Genomic DNA, 17,855 nt, shown 5'->3' on the forward strand with positions numbered 1-17,855 from the left:
GCACTGTGGGGAAATAGCATGAGCAAGTGGATTAAAAGCATCGGCACTTCGTTGTTCCTGACTTTACCGCTGACCATGGTCGGCAGCGTTCAGGCCGCGGAAAAACTCAACGTGGTGAGCTGGAGCGGCTACTTTTCGCCGGAGATTCTCGCCAAGTTCCAGAAGCAGACCGGCATCGAAGTCACAGTCGACTCCTACGATTCCAACGAAACCCTGCTGGCCAAATTGAAACAGGGCGGTGCCGGTTATGACGTGGCGATCCCCTCGCACCAGTTCGTGCCGATCCTGATCAAGGAAAAACTGCTGGAGCGCTTCGACCCGGTCAACCAGCCCTACTACGCCAGCGTCGTCGACAACCTGAAAAAACCCACCTGGGACCCGGAAGGTGCCTATTCCGTGCCATTCATCTGGGGCACCACCAGCGTGGTGCTCAACACCGAGCGCTACAAGGGCCCCACCGACAGCCTCAAGGTGCTTTACGAGCCACCGGCCGAGCTGCAAGGACGAATCAACATGTTCGACTCGGTCAGCGACGTGGTGGACATGGCCAGCCTGTATCTGAACATTCCACTGTGCAGCGAAGACCCGAAGCAGATGCAGCAGATTCTGACCCTGCTCAAGGCGCAGAAACCCTTCGTCAAAACCTACAGTTCCAAGGCCGGTTCGATCCGCGAAAACCTCGCCTCCGGTGAAATCGACATGTCGACCTTCTGGGGCGGCTCGTCGATGCGCGCCCGGGAGATGAAACCGAGCCTGAAATACCTGTACCCGAAAGAAGGTGTGCTGGCCTGGGTCGACAACATGGTCATCCCGACCGGCAGCAAGAACCCGGCAAACGCCAAAGCCTTCATCGCGTTCCTCAGCCAGCCTGAAAACGCGGCGATGACCCAGAACTTCCTCAAGCACCAGAGCCCGATCAAGGGTGTGGAGCCGTTCCTCGACGCGGGCCTCAAAGACGCCCCGGAACTGCACATTCCCGAAGGCACCCAGGTGGTGTTCAGCAAGACCTGCGGCGAAGGCGCGATCCGCCTGGCCGACCGTCTCTGGACCAACCTGATGCGTTGATCTCTACCGCCCCGACGCGATGACGGGGCGTTTTTCCAGCCGTCTGAAAGGCCGCTTGCAATGAACTCTAATAACATCAGCGAACTGGTCCTGTTGCAGGCCCACGAGCTCGCCGAACGCATCCGCCTGCGCCAGGTTTCCTGCCGGGAAGTGATGCAGACTTATCTTGCCCATATCGAACGCTTCAATCCGAAGGTCAATGCACTGGTGAGCCTGCAAGCGCCGCAAGACCTGCTGGCCCAGGCCGATATCCGCGACGCCGAACTGGCGAAAGGCCAATACCGCGGCTGGATGCACGGCCTGCCCCACGCCATCAAGGACTTGTCCCTGACCCAAGGCATCCGCACCACGCTGGGTTCGCCGCTGTACAAGGACTTCATCCCCGAGCGCGACGGCATCATGGTCGAGCGAATCAAAGCGGCGGGCGCGATCATCATCGGCAAGAGCAACACCCCGGAATTCGGCCTCGGTTCGCAAAGCTATAACCCGCTGTTCGGCGCGACCGGTTGCGCCTACGACCCGAGCAAGACCGCTGGCGGCAGCAGCGGCGGTGCGGCGGCGGCGCTGGCGATGCACCTGGTGCCGGTGGCCGACGGCAGCGACATGATGGGCTCGCTGCGCAACCCGGCCGCCTTCAACAATATCTTCGGGTTCCGTCCGTCCCAGGGCCGCGTGCCCTTCGATGACAGTGCCGATCTGTTTATCGACCAACTCGGCTACGAAGGCCCCATGGCTCGCAGCGTGCGCGATGCGGCGTTGCTGCTATCGGTACAGGCCGGGGCCGATGCGCGGGCGCCGCTGTCGATTGCCGAGTCTGGCCGCGCCTTTGCGGCACCGCTGGATCGGGACTTCAAAGGCACGCGTCTGGGCTGGCTCGGCGACTTCAACGGCTACCTGCCGATGGAAAAAGGCATCCTCTCGCTGTGCGAAAAGGCCTTTGCCGATTTCGAAAGCCTGGGTTGCCACATCGAACCCGTTCAGTGCGAATTCGCGCCAGAGAAACTGTGGAGCAGTTGGCGGACATTGCGCCACTGGATGGTCGCCGGCTCGTTGGGCGCGACCTATGCCGACCCGCAAAAACGTGCGCTGTTGAAACCGGAAGCCTGCTGGGAAGTGGAAAACGGCCTGAAACTCTCGGCCACCGACGTGTTTGCCGCCTCGGTGACGCGCAGCGACTGGTATCGGGCGATCTCCAGGTTGTTCGAAAAATACGACTACCTGCTGCTGCCCAGCGCCCAGGTGTTCCCCTTCGATAAAACCCAACCGTGGCCCACCACCATCGAAGGCGTGACCATGGACACCTATCACCGCTGGATGGAGGTGGTGATTCCCGGCACCTTGTCCGGCTGCCCGGTAGCCAACGTACAGGTCGGCTTCAACGCCAGCGGCCTGCCCATGGGCCTGCAAATCATCGGCAGACACCAGGCCGACTTCGCTGTCCTGCAACTGGCCCACGCCTACGAACAGGCCAGCCACTGGTTCCAGCGCTGCCCTTCACCGCTACTCAGAGGATAGATTTTGATAAACGGTTGAAAGCGCAGAGAAATATTTTAGATTTATGCTTGACGCATCCCCGTTACCGGTGAATAATGCGCGCCACTTGGCTACATAGCTCAGTTGGTTAGAGCATAGCATTCATAATGCTGGGGTCCGGGGTTCAAGTCCCTGTGTAGCCACCAAGTACTAAAAACGGCTTACCGAAAGGTAGGCCGTTTTTTTATGCCTTGAAAAAATACGCTGCGGTTGCAGGAAATCCTCAACCGCATGCGCGCATCGATCAGACGCCAATGGTCGGCAATGCCGACAACGCCCGCTCCCAGATCTGCCAAGTGCGCAACCAGACCATCGCCTGCCAATCGCTATCCGCCGGATAGAACTGCTCCAGCAGATTCAACTTGATCCCGCGCCCCGTTGCGTCGCTCGGGTTGCCATGCAAATGCAGCCAGTGATCATCGCGCAGATGCCGGTGAACGTCCGGCCCCGGGTAAGTCCCACACTCAATGACAAACGGCATCAGCCGTACCTGCGGCAGCGCATCGATCAATGCCTGCGAGGTATAGCCGGTGGCCGTTGCCGCCACGCCGGTTTCGCTCAGGGTATCGGCACTGGTTTGCAGGCTGTAGAGCCACGGGCCATAAATCGCCTGCGCATCCGCCAGCGCCGGATAGGCGGACTCGGTGATGGTCAACAACATCGGATGACCGTATTCGCCAGCGCCCGTGTGCAAGTCGAAACACATGGCGACCTCGGCATGGGCTACGTGCATTTGCACGATCTTGTGCAACGTGCGGTTCGACCAGCTCGGCGCCAGCCCGCCGAAAAACAGACCGTCGGGGTGAGCATGCTGACCGCCCTCGACAATCGACATGACTGCCGGCCAGCCGTGCAGGCGAATCTGTTCGTCGAGCAAGGCATCGGCACGATCACGCTCCGGACCTTGCAACTGTGGGCAGGCATAGATTTCATGCAGCGCGTCATAGGCCTGGTTGTCCGGCAGCGGTCGCTGGAAATCCAGGTGATTGCGGTTCAGGTCGATGTTGTCTTCGTTGACCCGGCGCAACCACGCCATGCCCCAAGGGTTGATGGCATGGATCATGACCACGGCGACATCCGCTGGCAGGGAGCGCTTGCCCAACTCCTGCAGCCATTTGATCTGGCAGCCCGAGCCGTAGAAGCCTTCGACTCCGTGGGTGCCGCTCAGCGCGATCAACAGGCGCTTGGCGCCCGGATCACCCAATACCGCCACATCCGTGCTAAGGGACTCACCAAACGGCCCCTTGAGCGGGTGTGGATACTCCGTCAGCGTTGCGCCTGCCGTGGTCGCGGCGGCCAGGAACTGTTCACGCTGGGTGCGATAGCTGGACTGGGTGGGGAACTCGGTTTGCATGTCTGCCTCTTGTTGATTTTCCGGCCTGCCTGTTGGCAACGACCCTACAGAAAATCCCGCTATTGATGAAGGATAAAAACTTCAGCGCCATGGGACCCGGTTTGCGTCCCTCCCGGTCGGTCGATAAAGTCCACTGATCGTAGATCCAACGGACGGAGTACCCCACGTGTTCTCAACCTTTCCATTGCGCCGCTATCGCCTGCCAACCCTGGTTCTGCTCGCCAGTGCCTTGACCCTGGCCGCGTGCCACAACGCTTCGGTGCCGACGCTGCCGCTCGCTCCGGAAAGCGCTTCCGGGTTCCGCACCGACCTGAAAACTCAACATGCCGACAAATACATGGCAGCGGCGGCCAATCCGCTGGCGGCCGAAGCCGGGCGGGAGATGCTGCGCCGGGGCGGCTCGGCCATCGACGCGGCGATTGCGATGCAAGCCGTGTTGACGCTAGTCGAGCCACAGTCTTCGGGCATCGGCGGCGGCGCATTGATCGTCCTCTGGGATGGCAAGGCCGTGCGCACCTACGACGGACGTGAAACCGCCCCGGCCGGCGCCACCGAAAAGCTTTTCCTGCAAGCCAACGGACAACCGATGGGGTTCACCCAGGCGCAGATTGGCGGTCGTTCGGTGGGCACACCCGGCGTGCTGCGCGCCCTGGAACTGGCCCATCAAAAACACGGACGCCTGCCCTGGGCGCAGCTGTTTGAACCGGCCATCCAGCTCGCCGAACAAGGCTTCGCCATTTCGCCACGCCTGCACCGGTTGATCGCCGCGGATTCGTCCATGCCTCGCTCCCCGGAAATGATGGCTTACTTTCGCAATGCCGATGGCAGCCCAAAAGCCGTCGGCACAAACTTGAAGAACCCGGCACTGGCCGCCGTGTTCAAACGCATCGCCCATGAAGGCCCGGATGCCCTGTACAAAGGCCCGGTCGCCGAGGAAATCGCGGCCAAGGTACAGGGGCACGCCAACCCCGGCAGCCTGTCCCTGACCGATCTCGCCAACTACCAGGCCAAGGAGCGCGCACCGCTGTGCACCGACTACAAGCGCTGGCAGGTCTGCGGCATGCCGCCGCCGTCGTCGGGCGGGATCGCCGTGGCGCAGATCCTCGGCACGCTGCAAGCCCTGGAGACCCGCGATAAACGCCTGGCGCTGGCACCGCTGCAACCGGTCAAGACCACGGCCCCGGCCGGCATCGAACCCGACCCGCAAGCCGTGCACCTGATCTCTGAGGCCGAACGCCTGGCCTACGCCGACCGCGCTCAATACTTAGCCGATACAGACTTCGTCCCCGTGCCGGCCAAGGGCCTGGTCGACCCGGCCTACCTCGCCAGCCGCGCCGCCCTGATTGGTGAACGCAGCATGGGCACGGCCAAACACGGCACTCCGCCGGGTATCCGCGTGGCCTATGCGCCGGACCGTTCGCCGCTGCGGATTTCCACCTCGCAAGTGGTGGCCGTCGATGACGCAGGCGGCGCCGTATCGATGACCACCACCATCGAGTCAGCGTTCGGCTCGCACATCATGGTTCAGGGTTTCATGCTCAACAACGAGATGACCGACTTCTCGTTCATCCCCGAGGAAAACGGGCAAAAAGTCGCCAACCGCGTCGAGCCCGGCAAACGCCCGCGTTCGTCCATGGCCCCAACCCTGATCTTCGACCGCCAGAGCGGCGAATTCCTCGCCACCGTCGGTTCCCCCGGCGGCTCGCAAATCATCGAATACGTGGCCAAATCCACCATCGGCCTGCTCGACTGGAACCTCGATGCCCAAGCCGCCATCAACCTGGCCAACTTCGGCAGCCGCAACGGCCCGACCGAACTGGAACAGGGGCAGTTCAGCCCGACGCTGATTCAGGCGCTGAAAGACAAAGGGCACAGCGTGAGCGAGATCGACATGACCAGCGGGACCCAGGCGATTGTTCGGGTCAAGGACGCCCAAGGCAAAGCGTCGCTGACAGGCGGAGCCGATCCGCGGCGTGAAGGGCAAGCGCTGGGGGATTGAGTCGTACGCGGGGATGAGAAAGGGCTTACCGGTGGGTAGGCCCTTTTTATTGGTAAAGAGTCCAGCTCGCCTCTCTCCCGCTGCTTTTTCCTACCCGCAAACAATTGCGTCCTGGTTAGAGTTTCTGCGCCTCCACAGACTTGCATCAGTCCCACGTTGGGACTAGGATCATGCCATGAGAATCATCGCCATCAATCAGCTGAAGCAATTTTGGGAGAGATACCCGAGCGCAGAACAACCCTTGTTGGCCTGGATTGACGAGGTAAGAAATGCAGCCTGGAAAACGCCTGCCGACATAAAACTGCACTTCGCTACAGCCAGTATTCTCAAAAGCCGCAGAGTCGTGTTCAACATCAAGGGTAACGACTTCAGGCTGATAGTCGCCGTAGCTTATCGCTTTGGCGCCGTGTACATAAAATTTGTCGGCACTCACAAGCAGTACGACACGGTCGACGCTGATAACGTCGAAATGGAGTAACCCATGAACATTCGCCCGATTCACACAGAAGAGGATTACCGCGCCGCCCTCAAGAGCGTGTCGGCTCTGTTTGAGAATGAACCAGAGATTGGCACTCCCGAGGGAGATTACTTTGACATCATGATTACGCTGATCGAATCGTATGAGTCGAAGCACTTCCCGGTCGACTTACCCAATCCTATCGATGCGATCAAGTTCAGAATGGAGCAGTCCGGATTGTCCGCCGCCGATCTTGCACCCGCCATCGGCCGCACAAATCGTGTTTATGAAGTACTCAATGGCAAGCGAGCGTTGACGCTTCCAATGATCTGGAAACTGCACGAGCTGTTCGGGATACCCGCCCAGAGCCTGATCAAACCGGTCAAACACGCTTGATCAGGGTCGGCTCTTGCAAGCATACCTACCGATAATACGGACGATGCAGAACTCCGCTTATCGACTGATTTTCAACCCCTGCCGAACCTGGTGCCTTTCCAGCGCCAGCTCGATCAGTCGCGTCACCAGCTCGCTGTAGGTCATGCCGGTGGCCTGCCACAGTTTCGGGTACATGCTGATGCGGGTGAAGCCGGGCAGCGAGTTGATTTCGTTGATCAGCACTTCGCCGCTGTCAGTCAGGAACACGTCGACGCGGGCCAGGCCGGAGCAGCCCAGTATCTGGAACGCTTCGACGGCCAGGGCGCGAATGCGCTCGCTGGCCTCGACGCTGATATTGGCCGGCACCACCACTTCAGCAGCCGTGTCGTCGATGTACTTGCTGTCGTAGGAATAGAACCCGCTGCGCACCACGATCTCGCCGCAGCCACTGGCGATGGCGTCTTCATTGCCGAGCACCGCGCATTCAATCTCGCGGCCGTTTACGGCAGATTCGATCAACACCTTGGTATCGAAACTCAAGGCCAGCTCCACCGCTGCGCTGTACTCAGCCTCGTCGGTGACCTTGCTCACGCCCACGGAAGAGCCCTGATTCGCCGGTTTGACGAACAGCGGCAAACCCAACTTGCCCCGCACTTCGGCAAACCCGGTGCGGGCCGCCGTGGCGCGGGTCAATGTCACGAACGGTGTCACGGCCAGGCCGGCATCGCGCAGCAGGCGCTTGCTGATGTCCTTGTCCATGCACACGGCCGAGCCCAGCACATCGGAGCCGACAAACGGCAGATCGGCCATGCGCAGCAAGCCTTGCAGGCAACCATCCTCACCGAGGGTGCCGTGGACAATCGGGAAGATCACATCGACGTGGCCGAGCATTTCCTGGCTGGAAGTTTCCACCAGTTGCTGACTGGCCTTACCCGGCACCACGGCCAGTTCGCGGTTGGACTGGTTGAGGGCGATCAGCGCCGGATTTTCCTGATTCAGCAAAAAGTTGGAAGGGTCGTTGAGGTGCCAGTGACCTTGTTTGTCGATGCCGATCAGCACTGGTTCGAAGCGAGAGCGATCGAGGGCGTCGACAATATTCTTCGCCGACTGCAGCGACACTTCGTGCTCTGCCGAGCGCCCGCCAAAGACTATCCCTACACGCAGTTTTCTCATCGCCTGGCCTCTTGGTGAATGTGCTTACAACTTGAATAGTCGAAACCTTACGGCTGCAAGGTCTTGCCGTCCACCGGGTCACCAATGGTCAAGAAGTGCCCGCCCGCCACGTGGTGCAAGGTGCGCAAGGCGTCTTGCCCTTCGAAGTGCCAGCGGCCTTCGCTGAACACGCGCTCGTCAGCCTGGGCGGCAATCACTTCAGCCAGGAACAGATCGTACTGCTGATGGTTGTTCGGCTCCGGCAACAGGCGACATTCCAGCCAGGCCACGCAGCCTTCGAGCATCGGCGCATCAACCGACTGACCGGTGAACGTCTGTAAATCGTAGGTCTCAAACTTGTCGCGCCCCTGGCCCTGGGTCAACTCCAGGCCGGAGGTCGAACCGACGGTCTGCACAATGTCGGCCTGTGCAGCGCACGGAACGTTCAGCACAAACGTGCCCGAGGCTTCCAGCAACTGGCGAGTCCATGTGGACTTGTCCAGCACCACGGCAATTTTCGGTGGTTCGAAATCCAGCGGCATGGCCCAGGCTGCCGCCATGATATTGCGTTGGCCACCGTGGGCTGCGCTGACCAGCACGGTCGGGCCATGATTGAGCAGACGATAGGCCTTGGACAAGGGAACCGAACGGCGGTGGGGAACGCTCATGGAAGTCTGCTCCTGGATAAAGAGCCGATTGTAGCGCCCACGTAACCCTGTGGGAGCGGGCTTGCTCGCGAAGGCGTCAATTCAGCCACCGCTGGGTTGAATGACACACCGCTTTCGTCGGAACGCCGCCGGAGCAAGCCCGCTTCCACCAAGAGCTGATCGCAGGTCAGTTGGTGAGTTGATTGGCAAACTGCCCCACCGCGTTGACCACTTTCTGCGCGCCGTCCTGGATCTCGACAATCACCGTACCCGCTTCCGCCGCCAGTGCCAGGCCCTGCTCGGCCTGAAGCTTGCCGTCGGTCATCAGCGCTACGGCGTTGCGCGCCATGTCCTGGTTCTGCCGCACCACGAGGACGATTTCGTCGGTGGCCTGGCTGGTGCGCGAAGCCAGTTGCCGGACCTCATCAGCCACCACGGCGAACCCCCGCCCCTGCTCGCCCGCACGGGCCGCTTCGATGGCCGCGTTGAGCGCCAGCAGGTTGGTCTGCTCGGCAATGCCGCTGATGGTTTTGACAATGGTACCGATCACCAGCGACTGCTCGTTCAGCGCTTCGATGCCATCGCCGGCGGTTTGCATATGCCTGGCCAGGTCGCGCATCACGTCCACGGCCTGGGTCACCACGGCGTTGCCGCGCTGGGCGCTTTGGTCGGTTTGCTGCGAGGTGCTGTAGGCGATGTTGGCCGCCTCCGCGACGGCTTGCTCCTGATTGACCTGATCGGTAATCACCGTGGCGAACTTCACCACCTTGTAGAGATTATTGTTGGCATCGGCCACCGGGTTGTAGGACGCCTCAAGCCAGACCGTACGACCATGGCTGTCGACACGTTTGAAACGGTCGGCCACGTACTCGCCCGCGTTCAGGCGACGCCAAAAGTTATGGTATGCGTCACTGTTGTATTCTTCCGGCAGGCAGAAGGTGCGGTGATGCTTGCCCTTGATCTGCGCCAGGCTGTAACCCATACCGCTGAGGAAGCGGTCGTTGGCGGTCAGCACGTTGCCGTTGAGGTCGAATTCGATCACCGCCGTGGAGCGCACCAGCGCGCCGATCAGGTTCTCGTGTTCGCGGGAGGCCTCGATGGTGCGGGTCAGGTCGCTGGAGAAGATCGAAAAATACCTGATCCGACCGTCCGCCGAGCGCACCGGTTGCAGGATCGAACGCAACCACGCTTCCTGGCCGGTACCGCGCAACAGACGCACTGCGCCGGCGAAGTGCTCGCCACGGGTCAACGCGTTCTTGAAGCGCAGCTGGAATTCATCGGATTTCACGTGATCCGGGACCAGATCGTCGATGTGTCGGCCAATCAGGTCGCCGCTCTTGTAATGCATTTCGCCAAGGAAGTTCTGGTTGACCGACTGAACCCGCCCGTTGCTGTCGAGGGTCAGCACCAGCATTTCGCTTTCCAGACTTTCCTTCACTTGCTGGAGGCTGGAGAGTTCTTCACGAAGAGCCGACAGCTCCTGCTTCAAGCGTTTATTGAACATGGGAAAGCACCGATGGACAGGGGTAGAAAGCGATATGCAGCCTAACCATCGGCCTTGGAAACATTTTCTTAAGCGTGCTTCAGGCTTGTCCTACAAAAAATAGTTACGACATGCCCGATCAATGCGCACCAGCCGCAGGACAGCCTGCGATTCTCGGCATCCGCGCACCGAAGTACGCCGCACTGCCCATGCCCACCGCGCCCATTACCGCACTGAACATCACGCAGATCCATGGACTCCATGGCATCAGACCGATCAACAACAGCGGTGTGACACTCGCCCATGCGGCATAGGCAATGTTGTAGGTGAACGAGATCCCCGAAACGCGAATCCGCGCCGGGAACAGGCTAACCATCACCGATGGCACCGCGCCAACTACCCCGCAGGACAGCCCGGCCACCGCGTAGGCCAAGCCGATCCAGTCGCCGCCCATGATCAGGCAGGCATACAGCACGCCGATGCCCAGCGGCAGCAGCAGGCTATAGAGCATTACTGTGCGCCAGGCGCCTATGCGATCGACCAGCAGCCCGGCGAGCACGCAGCCGATGTTCAAGAACACGATGCCCAGTGCGCTCAAGGCAAAGGTATGGCTGGCGGTCATGCCAAAGGTTTTCTGCATCATGGTCGGGGTGATGACCACGAACACCACCACCGCCGAGGTCAGCACACAAGTGAGAATCATCGCCGGCAAAATGGCCAGGCGATGCTCGCGCAAGACCGTACGCAGCGGCAGTTCGCTGGCCGCCTCGCGCTGCGCCTGCATGGTCGTGAACACTGGGGTTTCGCTGAGCCAGCGACGCAGCCACACGCCAATCACCCCAAACACGCCGCCCAACAGGAAGGGATAACGCCAGGCGTAATCGAGGATTTCCGCCGCAGTGAACGCCTGCGCCAGGAAGGTCGCGGTCAAAGCACCGATCAGGTAACCGAAGGTCAGCCCCGCTTGCAGGAAACCCAGGGCATAGCCGCGATGGGCGATGGGCGCGTGCTCGGCGACGAATACCCAGGCACTGGGTACCTCACCGCCCACCGCCGCGCCTTGGAGGATGCGCAGGGCCAACAGCAGCAAGGGTGCGAAATAGCCGATTTGCGCGTAGGTCGGCATGATCCCGATCAGCAGACAGGGCAACGCCATCATCAGGATGCTCAGGCTGAAGACTTTCTTTCGCCCCAGACGGTCGGCGAAGTGCGCCATCAGGATGCCCCCCAGCGGTCGCGCCAGGTAACCGGTGACGAAGATCCCGAAGCTTTGCAGCAATCGAAGCCACTCGGGCATTTCCGGCGGGAAGAACAACTGGCTGAGGGTCAGGGCGAAAAACACGAAGATGATGAAGTCGTAGATTTCCAGCGCCCCGCCGAGAGCGGCGAGCCCCAGGGTCTTGTAGTCCGAGCGGCTGAACGGCGTCGGGCGCGAATCGGTGTTAGTCATGAAAAGAACTCTGGCACAGGCAAAAACCAAGGCGCCCATGGTCTACGCAAATGCACCGGCGGACAACCCGTTAGACCAAAGTCCCATAGCCACGAAACAGCCCCACAAAAGTCCTCGGCTTGAATTAATGTTGGCGCCTGTCCAGACGGGCGGTTACTGCCCCGAAGACCACTACAAACATAATAAATCCGAGGTACCCCCCGTGGCCGCTGATATCGAAGATAGCCGCTCCGCCCGCTTTGCCCTGCGCTGTTCAAGTTTTGCCGAACGCTGGTTTCCCGACTCCTGGGTGTTTGCTGCCCTGGCGGTGATTATCGTGGCCCTGGCCACCATGGCGATGGGTGCCAAGCCCACCGATGCCGCGGTGGCGTTCGGTGACGGCTTCTGGAGCCTGATCCCGTTCACCATGCAGATGGCGTTCGTGGTAATCGGTGGTTACGTGGTCGCCAGTTCGCCACCAGCGGTGAAGCTGATCGACCGCCTGGCGAAAATCCCGAAAAACGGCCGTTCCGCCGTGGCCTGGGTGGCGCTGATTTCCATGGTTGCGTCGCTGCTGAACTGGGGTCTGTCGCTGGTGTTCGGCGGTTTGCTGGTGCGCGCTCTGGCCCGCAGAACCGATCTGAAGATGGACTACCGCGCCGCTGGTGCCGCTGTCTACCTGGGCCTCGGCGCGGTTTGGGCCCTGGGCCTGTCATCGTCCGCTGCGCAATTGCAGGCCAACCCGGCCAGCCTGCCGCCGTCGATCCTGTCGATCACCGGGGTGATCCCTTTCACCCAGACGATCTTTCTTTGGCAGTCCGGTGTGATGTTGCTGGCTCTGATCATCGTTTCACTGATCGTTGCCTACGCCACCGCCCCCGGCCCGAACTCCGCGCGAGACGCCAACGCCTGCGGGATCGACCCAAGCTTCAACCTGCCACCGCTGCAACCACGCACCCGCCCCGGCGAATGGCTGGAACACAGCCCGCTGCTGACGATTCTGCTGGTGCTGCTGGCAGCCGGATGGCTGTTCCATGAGTTCTCGACCAAACCGGCCATCAGCGCGATTTCCGGGCTGAACACCTACAACTTCCTGTTCATCATGCTGGGTGCGCTGCTGCACTGGCGTCCGCGCAGCTTTCTGGATGCCGTGTCCCGTGCGGTACCGACCACCACCGGTGTGTTGATCCAGTTCCCGCTGTACGGCTCGATCGCCGCACTGATGACCACGGTCAAGGGTGCCGATGCGCAGACCCTGGCGCACCACATCTCGACCTTTTTCGTCAGTATTGCCTCCCACGACACCTATGCCCTGCTGATGGGTGTGTACTCGGCGATCCTCGGCTTCTTCATTCCGTCCGGCGGCGGCAAGTGGATCATCGAAGCGCCGTACGTGATGCAGGTGGCCAATGACCTGAACTATCACCTGGGCTGGGCCGTACAGATCTACAACGCTGCCGAAGCCTTGCCGAACCTGATCAATCCGTTCTACATGCTGCCGTTGCTGGGCGTACTGGGGTTGAAGGCGCGGGACCTGATCGGTTTCTCGTTCGTGCAGTTGCTGGTGCACACGCCACTGGTGCTGTTTTTGCTGTGGGCACTGGGCACGACGCTGACGTATACGCCGCCGGTGATGCCGTGACCCAAATGGTGGTGATGACATAGAACCCTGTGGGAGCGAGCTTGCTCGCGATGACAATGTCACTGACATATTGATACTGAATGTGCCGACGCCATCGCGAGCAAACCCGCTCCCACTGTGGTTTCTCCCACATTGAGAGTGCACGTTGCCTGACAGCTTTTTACCTCCCCCCTCTAGACCAACCGCCGCCTGCGGTTTCAGTATGTAGCACCCACGCCAACGGGAAACCACGCTGAAAAGGATCTGAGCATGCTAAAACTTGCAGGACTGACTCTCGCGGCCCTAACCCTGAGCGCCGCTGCCCACGCCGATGTCGCCCTGAAACTGGGCAGTACCGAACGCGTTACCCGTCTCTTCGCCTATCCCAACAACTGCAACGTGATCTGCTTTCGCAACTGGACACTTGAACAGACCGTCGAGCATTACCTGACCCAAAGCGTGCAGCGTGATGGCTACACCGGGGCGAAGGTTCTGATCAAGACCGATAACAATCAGCTTTATGCCGAAATCAGCGGCGTACCCAACGGCTATGAAAAGCCTCTGGCCGCGCTGCTCGACGCCGGTGACCTGGCCTACAACGGCGCCAGCAAACTGAATGCCGATGGCAAGTGGGCGTATAGCTGGTACCTGTTCCTGCCGTTGGGCATGGCCCTGGAAAACCGCAAAAGCGTCGAACTGCTGCACTTCCCGCCAGACTATTCGCTGACCCAGGCCCAGGATTACCTGAGGTCCGCCACTACGGATCGCTGGGCCACGCTGCTGACTGCCAACGGCATCCCGGCCGGGCAGACGCCGGGCTACCAGACAATCATCGACATCGCCCCGATTGCCGCGCCGTCCAACGCGGGCAAAGACCTCGAAGGCGTCTACGGCTACTTCAAGGATTACCAGACCACCATGGTCAAGGAAGTCAGCCTGAACGCCAGCGGTGCAGCCCTGCCGATGGTCGCCTTCGGCGCACCGGTGCGTAACTGGATCAAAGAGCAATACGGGCAGACGGTGAACGTGTTGGGCCTGGTCCAGATCACCCCGGACAACGGCGTGAAAGTCCCCGTGCTGGGCTCCAACCATCCGAGCTACATTTGGTATGCCGCCGATCCGGCAAGCTACACCGGCAGTGACGCCCAGGCCAAGGCCGATGCGGCAGGCCTGAAAGTCATGGGTCAGGATTTGAGTGCTGCGTGCTGGCAGGCCGCCATGGGACGCCAACCGGACAGCAATCCGGACGTTGAGCTCAATACCTGCAGGCAAACCTGGCAAGTGGCCCAGAAAGAAAAAACCTGCGAGCTGTTCTACACCTCGATCCGCAACCTGTCGCCCCAACAGGCTGTGGGCAAATGCGCGACAGCTTCGATCGTGTCCCAGCTCAAGCAGCTCAAGGCCCCGGCACCCGCCACGGCGAAACCTGCTCCGCCGCTGTAACCCGATGAACGGCGAAAAAATCTGTCACTTATGACAGTAGACCGCCCATGGTATCTGCGAGAGGCTTGGGCTGAACCCATGTGCTGCTGTGCTGACAGGACCGTCGGTACAAGGAAGTCGCAGCACCCAGCAGACAGGGATTGTTATGAAAGCTCACGCCCCTCAACGAAAAAGCCCACAACCGCCGCAAGGTGTTTACCCCTTTTCGGAGCTGCCCGTTCGCCTGGGATTTCCTTCCCTGGCCGACTTCGAAATCATTGAAAACGCCAAGGGCGAAGCCACGGGTATTGCCGCACGGCGCGAATTCCCGCGAATCACCCGTATCTGCCGGGCGTCGGGGCATTTGCTGCCCTACCGCTGCCGGCATACCCGCCAGCTCGCCCCGGGCATACACGTCTACGACCCGCGCTTCTGCGGACTGTTGCGACACTCCTGCGACCCCAATGTCTTTCTGGACTTGAGCGAGTTGTGGTTATGGGCGCTAAAGGACATCAGCAAGGGGGACTGGCTGACCATGGACTTCGCCGCCACCGAAGACAAACTGCAACGCCAATTTGCCTGCCAGTGCGGCTCATACGAGTGCCGTGGCTGGATTACCGGCTACGACGAGTCGCCAAACGCCGACGGCCAGGCGTTTCTGCAACGCTGGCGTCGGCAACGTCATTATTGACGGGTATTACTGAGGGTCGACCGGACGCAGGCGGTACTGCGGCGGCAGTTGCTCGAAGCCGCTGATGGTGGTGTTCAGGCTTTTCCAGCGACCGTCCTTGATGCCGTAGATGCAACCGTGGACCGACAGGCTCTGCCCGCGATGCCAGGCATTTTGCACAATGCTGGTATGGGCGACGTTGGCCACTTGCTGAATCACGTTGAGTTCGCAGAGGCGGTCGACCTGTTCCTCTTCGGTGGCCAGTTTGGCCAGCTCTTCGCGCTTCTCGTAGTAGAGATCGCGAATCGAACGCAGCCAGCCGTCGATCAGGCCGAACTGGCGATCCTGCATCGAAGCGCGCACACCGCCGCAGCCATAATGGCCGGTGACAAGGATGTGTTTGACCTTGAGCACATCGACCGCGTACTGAATCACCGACAGGCAGTTGAGGTCGGTGTGCAGCACAACGTTGGCCACATTACGGTGTACGAACAGATCGCCCGGCAGCATGCCGACGATCTCGTTGGCCGGCACCCGGGCGTCGGAACAACCGATCCACAGGAACTCTGGGGTCTGTTGGCGAGCCAGCTTGGCGAAGAAGTCAGGATCTTCCTCCTTGATCGCAGCGGCCCAACGCTCGTTGTTATCAATCAGATCTTGTAATTCGTTCATGCTTTGAAGCCTCAAGAATGATGCGCAGCTTTGACTGACAACCGTCCGTCGGGGTCACGCGCGAAAATGCAGATGCTCTCCTGATCCGGAACACGGGGCTCCATGCCGGTGGAATTCTCGGTAGCCACGGGGGTCAACCGTAGTAGGGACTACAGTATGAGGAATTGCCATGAATGATTCACGACGTCCGTACGATGCGGTGCAACCGGAACCCGTCGATGACAACGAAGACCGCATGGGCTCGGTGCGTGAGCTGGATTTCGACGCTGAAGAACCCAGCACCAGAATCGGTGACGAACTGCCGGAAAAGGAGCGCGAGCGACTGCTGTCGCGCCAGCGCGGACGTGAAGCGGGCCTGACCGCTGCTGCCTCGACCGGTGACCATCAACCTACCGAGGACGACCTGAGCCCGGAAACCCTGATCCGTGAGGACGGCGCCCGGGATGCCCATGAGGCGGGCAATGATAGCCGTGCGGATTGGGACCTGAGCATCGTCGATGAGGACGATATCGGCGGTGGCAATGGCCTGGATGAGGCTGAACTGGCTCAGCGCGATCCGATGGACGGCAAGCGATAATTTTTTAGTGCCTGTTCAGCCGCCTTCGCGAGCAAGTCCGCTCCCACAGGGGGAATGCATTCCAAATGTGGGAGCGGGCTTGCTCGCGAAGCTTTTGAGGCTCAATCCACCAAAGTGCAGGCCATGACCACCGCATCTTCGCGCCCGCCCACCGCCGGGTAGTAATCCCGACGCCGGCCGATTTCGTTGAAGCCATAGCGTTCATACAGCTTGAACGCCGCGGTATTGCTGTCGCGCACTTCCAGGAAACACTCCCGGGCGTCTGCCTTGTAGGCGATCGACATCAAATGCTCAAGCAAGGTCAGCCCCAGGCCCCGGCCCTGGTTTTCCGGCTTGACCGTAATGTTGAGCAGGTGCGCCTCGTCGAGGATGATCTGCACCACACCGTGGCCGACCTGTTGCTGACCTTCGAACATCAGCCAGATCTGATACTTGCCCAGGCCATCGAGGAAAATCCCGCGGGTCCAGGGATGGCTATAGGCCGCATATTCGATTTTCAGTACAGCTTCCAGGTCCGCCTCGGTCATCGGGCGAAACGATACAGCGTCACTCATTCGATTCTTTCCAGCGCGCCATCAGCCGACGCATGGCTTGCCAGACATCAGCCTTACGCTGTGGCTCTTCCATTAATAATTCCAGGCCCGGCAACGCCCAGGCCGAGCCCAGGCCTTCGATCTGCAATTCGCGATTGAACGCCTCGGCATCCGCTTCGCCGGCAAATCGCACCGCAGGCAAGCCGATCAGCCACAAGCAGGCGCAGGGCGTTTCTTCCATGCGCACCGAGAGAAAACCTTGCACGAAGTCGCGGGCCGCTTCCGGGCCCTGATCCATCGTGCCACGCACCAACAACGGCCAACGCACCGGCTCACCGACGATCTGCGGGCTGTCCGGCAGACCGGCGGCGCGCAGCATGTCCTTGAGCAGCAGGTAGGCAGGATCGCGAGTCTGGAAGGATTCACCTGTGGGTAACTCCACCAGCAGCAGGCAACGCCCGGCCCGCAATAATTGCAGGGCAAAACGCGGGGGCGGCACGATGGGTGCCTTGACCACGGCTGGCGTCTCTTCGGCCTCTTCCGCCGGTTTGGCGCCGGTGCGGGTGCTGGCCAGCGATGGCCGTGGCACCTCGATCTTCACCCGCTCGGCCGGCTTGGCCACAGGCGCCACGGGCGTATCGGCCACAACAGCGGGCACGACAGGCGCGACCACAACCGGCTCGGGAATCTCCAGCAGCTCGGGCCGCGACGGCGCGGCAAAGGGCAATTCGGTGCGCGGCAGCCAGTTGACCACCTGCATGGCGGCCAGATAAGCGCGACGACGGGACTCGATAAGCAAAGGTCGGCCACTTGTGGATAACTAAAGTGCGCTGATTCTACCGCCGTTCGCTGAAGATCGCCCGCAG

Annotated in this window: 17 protein-coding genes and 1 tRNA gene; 10 read left to right on the plus strand and 8 right to left on the minus strand. The window is 60.8% G+C overall.

What is annotated here, in order from left to right:
• Positions 1 to 18: 18 nt before the first annotated feature.
• From PspS34_RS23565 to PspS34_RS23575, 3 genes are all read left to right on the plus strand, one after another.
• Complete coding sequence (locus PspS34_RS23565; RefSeq protein ID WP_150814898.1) at positions 19 to 1,065, plus strand: extracellular solute-binding protein; 1,047 nt, start codon at positions 19 to 21, stop codon at positions 1,063 to 1,065.
• A gap of 60 nt (positions 1,066 to 1,125) precedes the next feature.
• Positions 1,126 to 2,580 carry an amidase gene (locus PspS34_RS23570; RefSeq protein ID WP_154860524.1) on the plus strand — a complete coding sequence of 485 codons (1,455 nt, stop codon included), beginning with the start codon at positions 1,126 to 1,128 and terminating at the stop codon, positions 2,578 to 2,580.
• A gap of 87 nt (positions 2,581 to 2,667) precedes the next feature.
• Positions 2,668 to 2,744 (plus strand) — tRNA-Met (locus PspS34_RS23575).
• 98 nt (positions 2,745 to 2,842) lie between these two features.
• Here the strand turns inward: PspS34_RS23575 and PspS34_RS23580 are convergent.
• Entirely contained in the window at positions 2,843 to 3,952 is a 1,110-nt protein-coding gene (locus tag PspS34_RS23580; protein WP_154860525.1) for a DUF2817 domain-containing protein, read from the minus strand.
• A gap of 166 nt (positions 3,953 to 4,118) precedes the next feature.
• On the opposite strand from PspS34_RS23580, the gene ggt reads away from it, so the two are divergent.
• The 3 genes from ggt to PspS34_RS23595 all read left to right on the plus strand — a co-directional run bounded on the left by ggt (position 4,119) and on the right by PspS34_RS23595 (position 6,804).
• The gene (gene ggt / locus PspS34_RS23585) at positions 4,119 to 5,951 is read left to right on the plus strand and encodes a gamma-glutamyltransferase (protein ID WP_154860526.1); all 1,833 of its coding nucleotides are present in this window, start codon (positions 4,119 to 4,121) and stop codon (positions 5,949 to 5,951) included.
• A 175-nt stretch (positions 5,952 to 6,126) separates the two neighbouring features.
• A complete protein-coding gene (locus tag PspS34_RS23590; RefSeq protein ID WP_090457679.1) occupies positions 6,127 to 6,429 on the plus strand; it encodes a type II toxin-antitoxin system HigB family toxin in 303 nt (100 codons plus the stop codon).
• Positions 6,430 to 6,432: 3 nt separating this feature from the next.
• On the plus strand, positions 6,433 to 6,804 hold the full coding sequence (locus PspS34_RS23595; protein WP_057398063.1) for a helix-turn-helix domain-containing protein: 372 nt from the start codon (positions 6,433 to 6,435) through the stop codon (positions 6,802 to 6,804).
• Positions 6,805 to 6,861: 57 nt separating this feature from the next.
• On the opposite strand, the gene ddlA is transcribed toward PspS34_RS23595, so the two are convergent.
• From ddlA to PspS34_RS23615, 4 genes are all read right to left on the minus strand, one after another.
• Entirely contained in the window at positions 6,862 to 7,956 is a 1,095-nt protein-coding gene (gene ddlA, locus PspS34_RS23600; RefSeq protein WP_154860527.1) for a D-alanine--D-alanine ligase, read from the minus strand.
• 47 nt (positions 7,957 to 8,003) lie between these two features.
• Positions 8,004 to 8,603 carry a flavin reductase family protein gene (locus PspS34_RS23605; protein ID WP_154860528.1) on the minus strand — a complete coding sequence of 200 codons (600 nt, stop codon included), beginning with the start codon at positions 8,601 to 8,603 and terminating at the stop codon, positions 8,004 to 8,006.
• A 166-nt stretch (positions 8,604 to 8,769) separates the two neighbouring features.
• On the minus strand, positions 8,770 to 10,086 hold the full coding sequence (locus tag PspS34_RS28845) for a PAS domain-containing methyl-accepting chemotaxis protein (protein ID WP_150815032.1): 1,317 nt from the start codon (positions 10,084 to 10,086) through the stop codon (positions 8,770 to 8,772).
• A 118-nt stretch (positions 10,087 to 10,204) separates the two neighbouring features.
• Positions 10,205 to 11,515, minus strand: a complete 1,311-nt coding sequence (locus PspS34_RS23615) for an MFS transporter (protein ID WP_342792006.1) — start codon at positions 11,513 to 11,515, stop codon at positions 10,205 to 10,207.
• A 202-nt stretch (positions 11,516 to 11,717) separates the two neighbouring features.
• On the opposite strand from PspS34_RS23615, the gene PspS34_RS23620 reads away from it, so the two are divergent.
• From PspS34_RS23620 to PspS34_RS23630, 3 genes are all read left to right on the plus strand, one after another.
• On the plus strand, positions 11,718 to 13,136 hold the full coding sequence (locus tag PspS34_RS23620) for a short-chain fatty acid transporter (protein WP_057713298.1): 1,419 nt from the start codon (positions 11,718 to 11,720) through the stop codon (positions 13,134 to 13,136).
• A gap of 249 nt (positions 13,137 to 13,385) precedes the next feature.
• A complete protein-coding gene (locus PspS34_RS23625; protein WP_057713297.1) occupies positions 13,386 to 14,558 on the plus strand; it encodes a hypothetical protein in 1,173 nt (390 codons plus the stop codon).
• Between the two features lie 145 nt (positions 14,559 to 14,703).
• Positions 14,704 to 15,228: a lysine methyltransferase gene (locus PspS34_RS23630; protein ID WP_154860530.1), complete on the plus strand. Its 525-nt coding sequence runs from the start codon at positions 14,704 to 14,706 to the stop codon at positions 15,226 to 15,228.
• Positions 15,229 to 15,234: 6 nt separating this feature from the next.
• Here PspS34_RS23630 and can read toward each other — a convergent pair whose 3' ends face one another.
• Positions 15,235 to 15,879, minus strand: a complete 645-nt coding sequence (gene can / locus PspS34_RS23635) for a carbonate dehydratase (protein WP_057713295.1) — start codon at positions 15,877 to 15,879, stop codon at positions 15,235 to 15,237.
• A 169-nt stretch (positions 15,880 to 16,048) separates the two neighbouring features.
• Between can and PspS34_RS23640 the strand changes: the two genes are divergently transcribed.
• Positions 16,049 to 16,456, plus strand: coding sequence for a serine kinase/phosphatase (locus PspS34_RS23640; RefSeq protein ID WP_154860531.1), 408 nt, complete (start codon positions 16,049 to 16,051; stop codon positions 16,454 to 16,456).
• 101 nt (positions 16,457 to 16,557) lie between these two features.
• On the opposite strand, the gene rimI is transcribed toward PspS34_RS23640, so the two are convergent.
• Together rimI and PspS34_RS23650 are read right to left on the minus strand one after the other, a co-directional pair.
• Positions 16,558 to 17,010 carry a ribosomal protein S18-alanine N-acetyltransferase gene (gene rimI / locus PspS34_RS23645; protein ID WP_007981794.1) on the minus strand — a complete coding sequence of 151 codons (453 nt, stop codon included), beginning with the start codon at positions 17,008 to 17,010 and terminating at the stop codon, positions 16,558 to 16,560.
• Positions 17,003 to 17,749: an energy transducer TonB gene (locus PspS34_RS23650; RefSeq protein ID WP_154860544.1), complete on the minus strand. Its 747-nt coding sequence runs from the start codon at positions 17,747 to 17,749 to the stop codon at positions 17,003 to 17,005. Before PspS34_RS23650 ends, rimI begins: the two co-directional genes overlap by 8 nt.
• Positions 17,750 to 17,855: the final 106 nt, after the last annotated feature.

The organism is Pseudomonas sp. S34 (assembly GCF_009866745.1).
Classification (GTDB): domain Bacteria; phylum Pseudomonadota; class Gammaproteobacteria; order Pseudomonadales; family Pseudomonadaceae; genus Aquipseudomonas; species Aquipseudomonas jessenii.

Bases quoted from the DNA above. Each gene is read 5' to 3' on its own strand.
- PspS34_RS23565 (WP_150814898.1), top strand. From the start codon at position 19: ATGAGCAAGTGGATTAAAAGCATCGGCACTTCGTTGTTCCTGACTTTA.
- PspS34_RS23650 (WP_154860544.1), bottom strand. From the start codon at position 17,749: ATGCAGGTGGTCAACTGGCTGCCGCGCACCGAATTGCCCTTTGCCGCG.
- PspS34_RS23615 (WP_342792006.1), bottom strand. From the start codon at position 11,515: ATGACTAACACCGATTCGCGCCCGACGCCGTTCAGCCGCTCGGACTAC.
- PspS34_RS28845 (WP_150815032.1), bottom strand. From the start codon at position 10,086: ATGTTCAATAAACGCTTGAAGCAGGAGCTGTCGGCTCTTCGTGAAGAA.
- PspS34_RS23640 (WP_154860531.1), top strand. From the start codon at position 16,049: ATGAATGATTCACGACGTCCGTACGATGCGGTGCAACCGGAACCCGTC.
- PspS34_RS23595 (WP_057398063.1), top strand. From the start codon at position 6,433: ATGAACATTCGCCCGATTCACACAGAAGAGGATTACCGCGCCGCCCTC.
- can (WP_057713295.1), bottom strand. From the start codon at position 15,879: ATGAACGAATTACAAGATCTGATTGATAACAACGAGCGTTGGGCCGCT.
- rimI (WP_007981794.1), bottom strand. From the start codon at position 17,010: ATGAGTGACGCTGTATCGTTTCGCCCGATGACCGAGGCGGACCTGGAA.
- PspS34_RS23625 (WP_057713297.1), top strand. From the start codon at position 13,386: ATGCTAAAACTTGCAGGACTGACTCTCGCGGCCCTAACCCTGAGCGCC.
- PspS34_RS23605 (WP_154860528.1), bottom strand. From the start codon at position 8,603: ATGAGCGTTCCCCACCGCCGTTCGGTTCCCTTGTCCAAGGCCTATCGT.
- PspS34_RS23630 (WP_154860530.1), top strand. From the start codon at position 14,704: ATGAAAGCTCACGCCCCTCAACGAAAAAGCCCACAACCGCCGCAAGGT.
- PspS34_RS23580 (WP_154860525.1), bottom strand. From the start codon at position 3,952: ATGCAAACCGAGTTCCCCACCCAGTCCAGCTATCGCACCCAGCGTGAA.
- PspS34_RS23570 (WP_154860524.1), top strand. From the start codon at position 1,126: ATGAACTCTAATAACATCAGCGAACTGGTCCTGTTGCAGGCCCACGAG.
- ddlA (WP_154860527.1), bottom strand. From the start codon at position 7,956: ATGAGAAAACTGCGTGTAGGGATAGTCTTTGGCGGGCGCTCGGCAGAG.
- PspS34_RS23590 (WP_090457679.1), top strand. From the start codon at position 6,127: ATGAGAATCATCGCCATCAATCAGCTGAAGCAATTTTGGGAGAGATAC.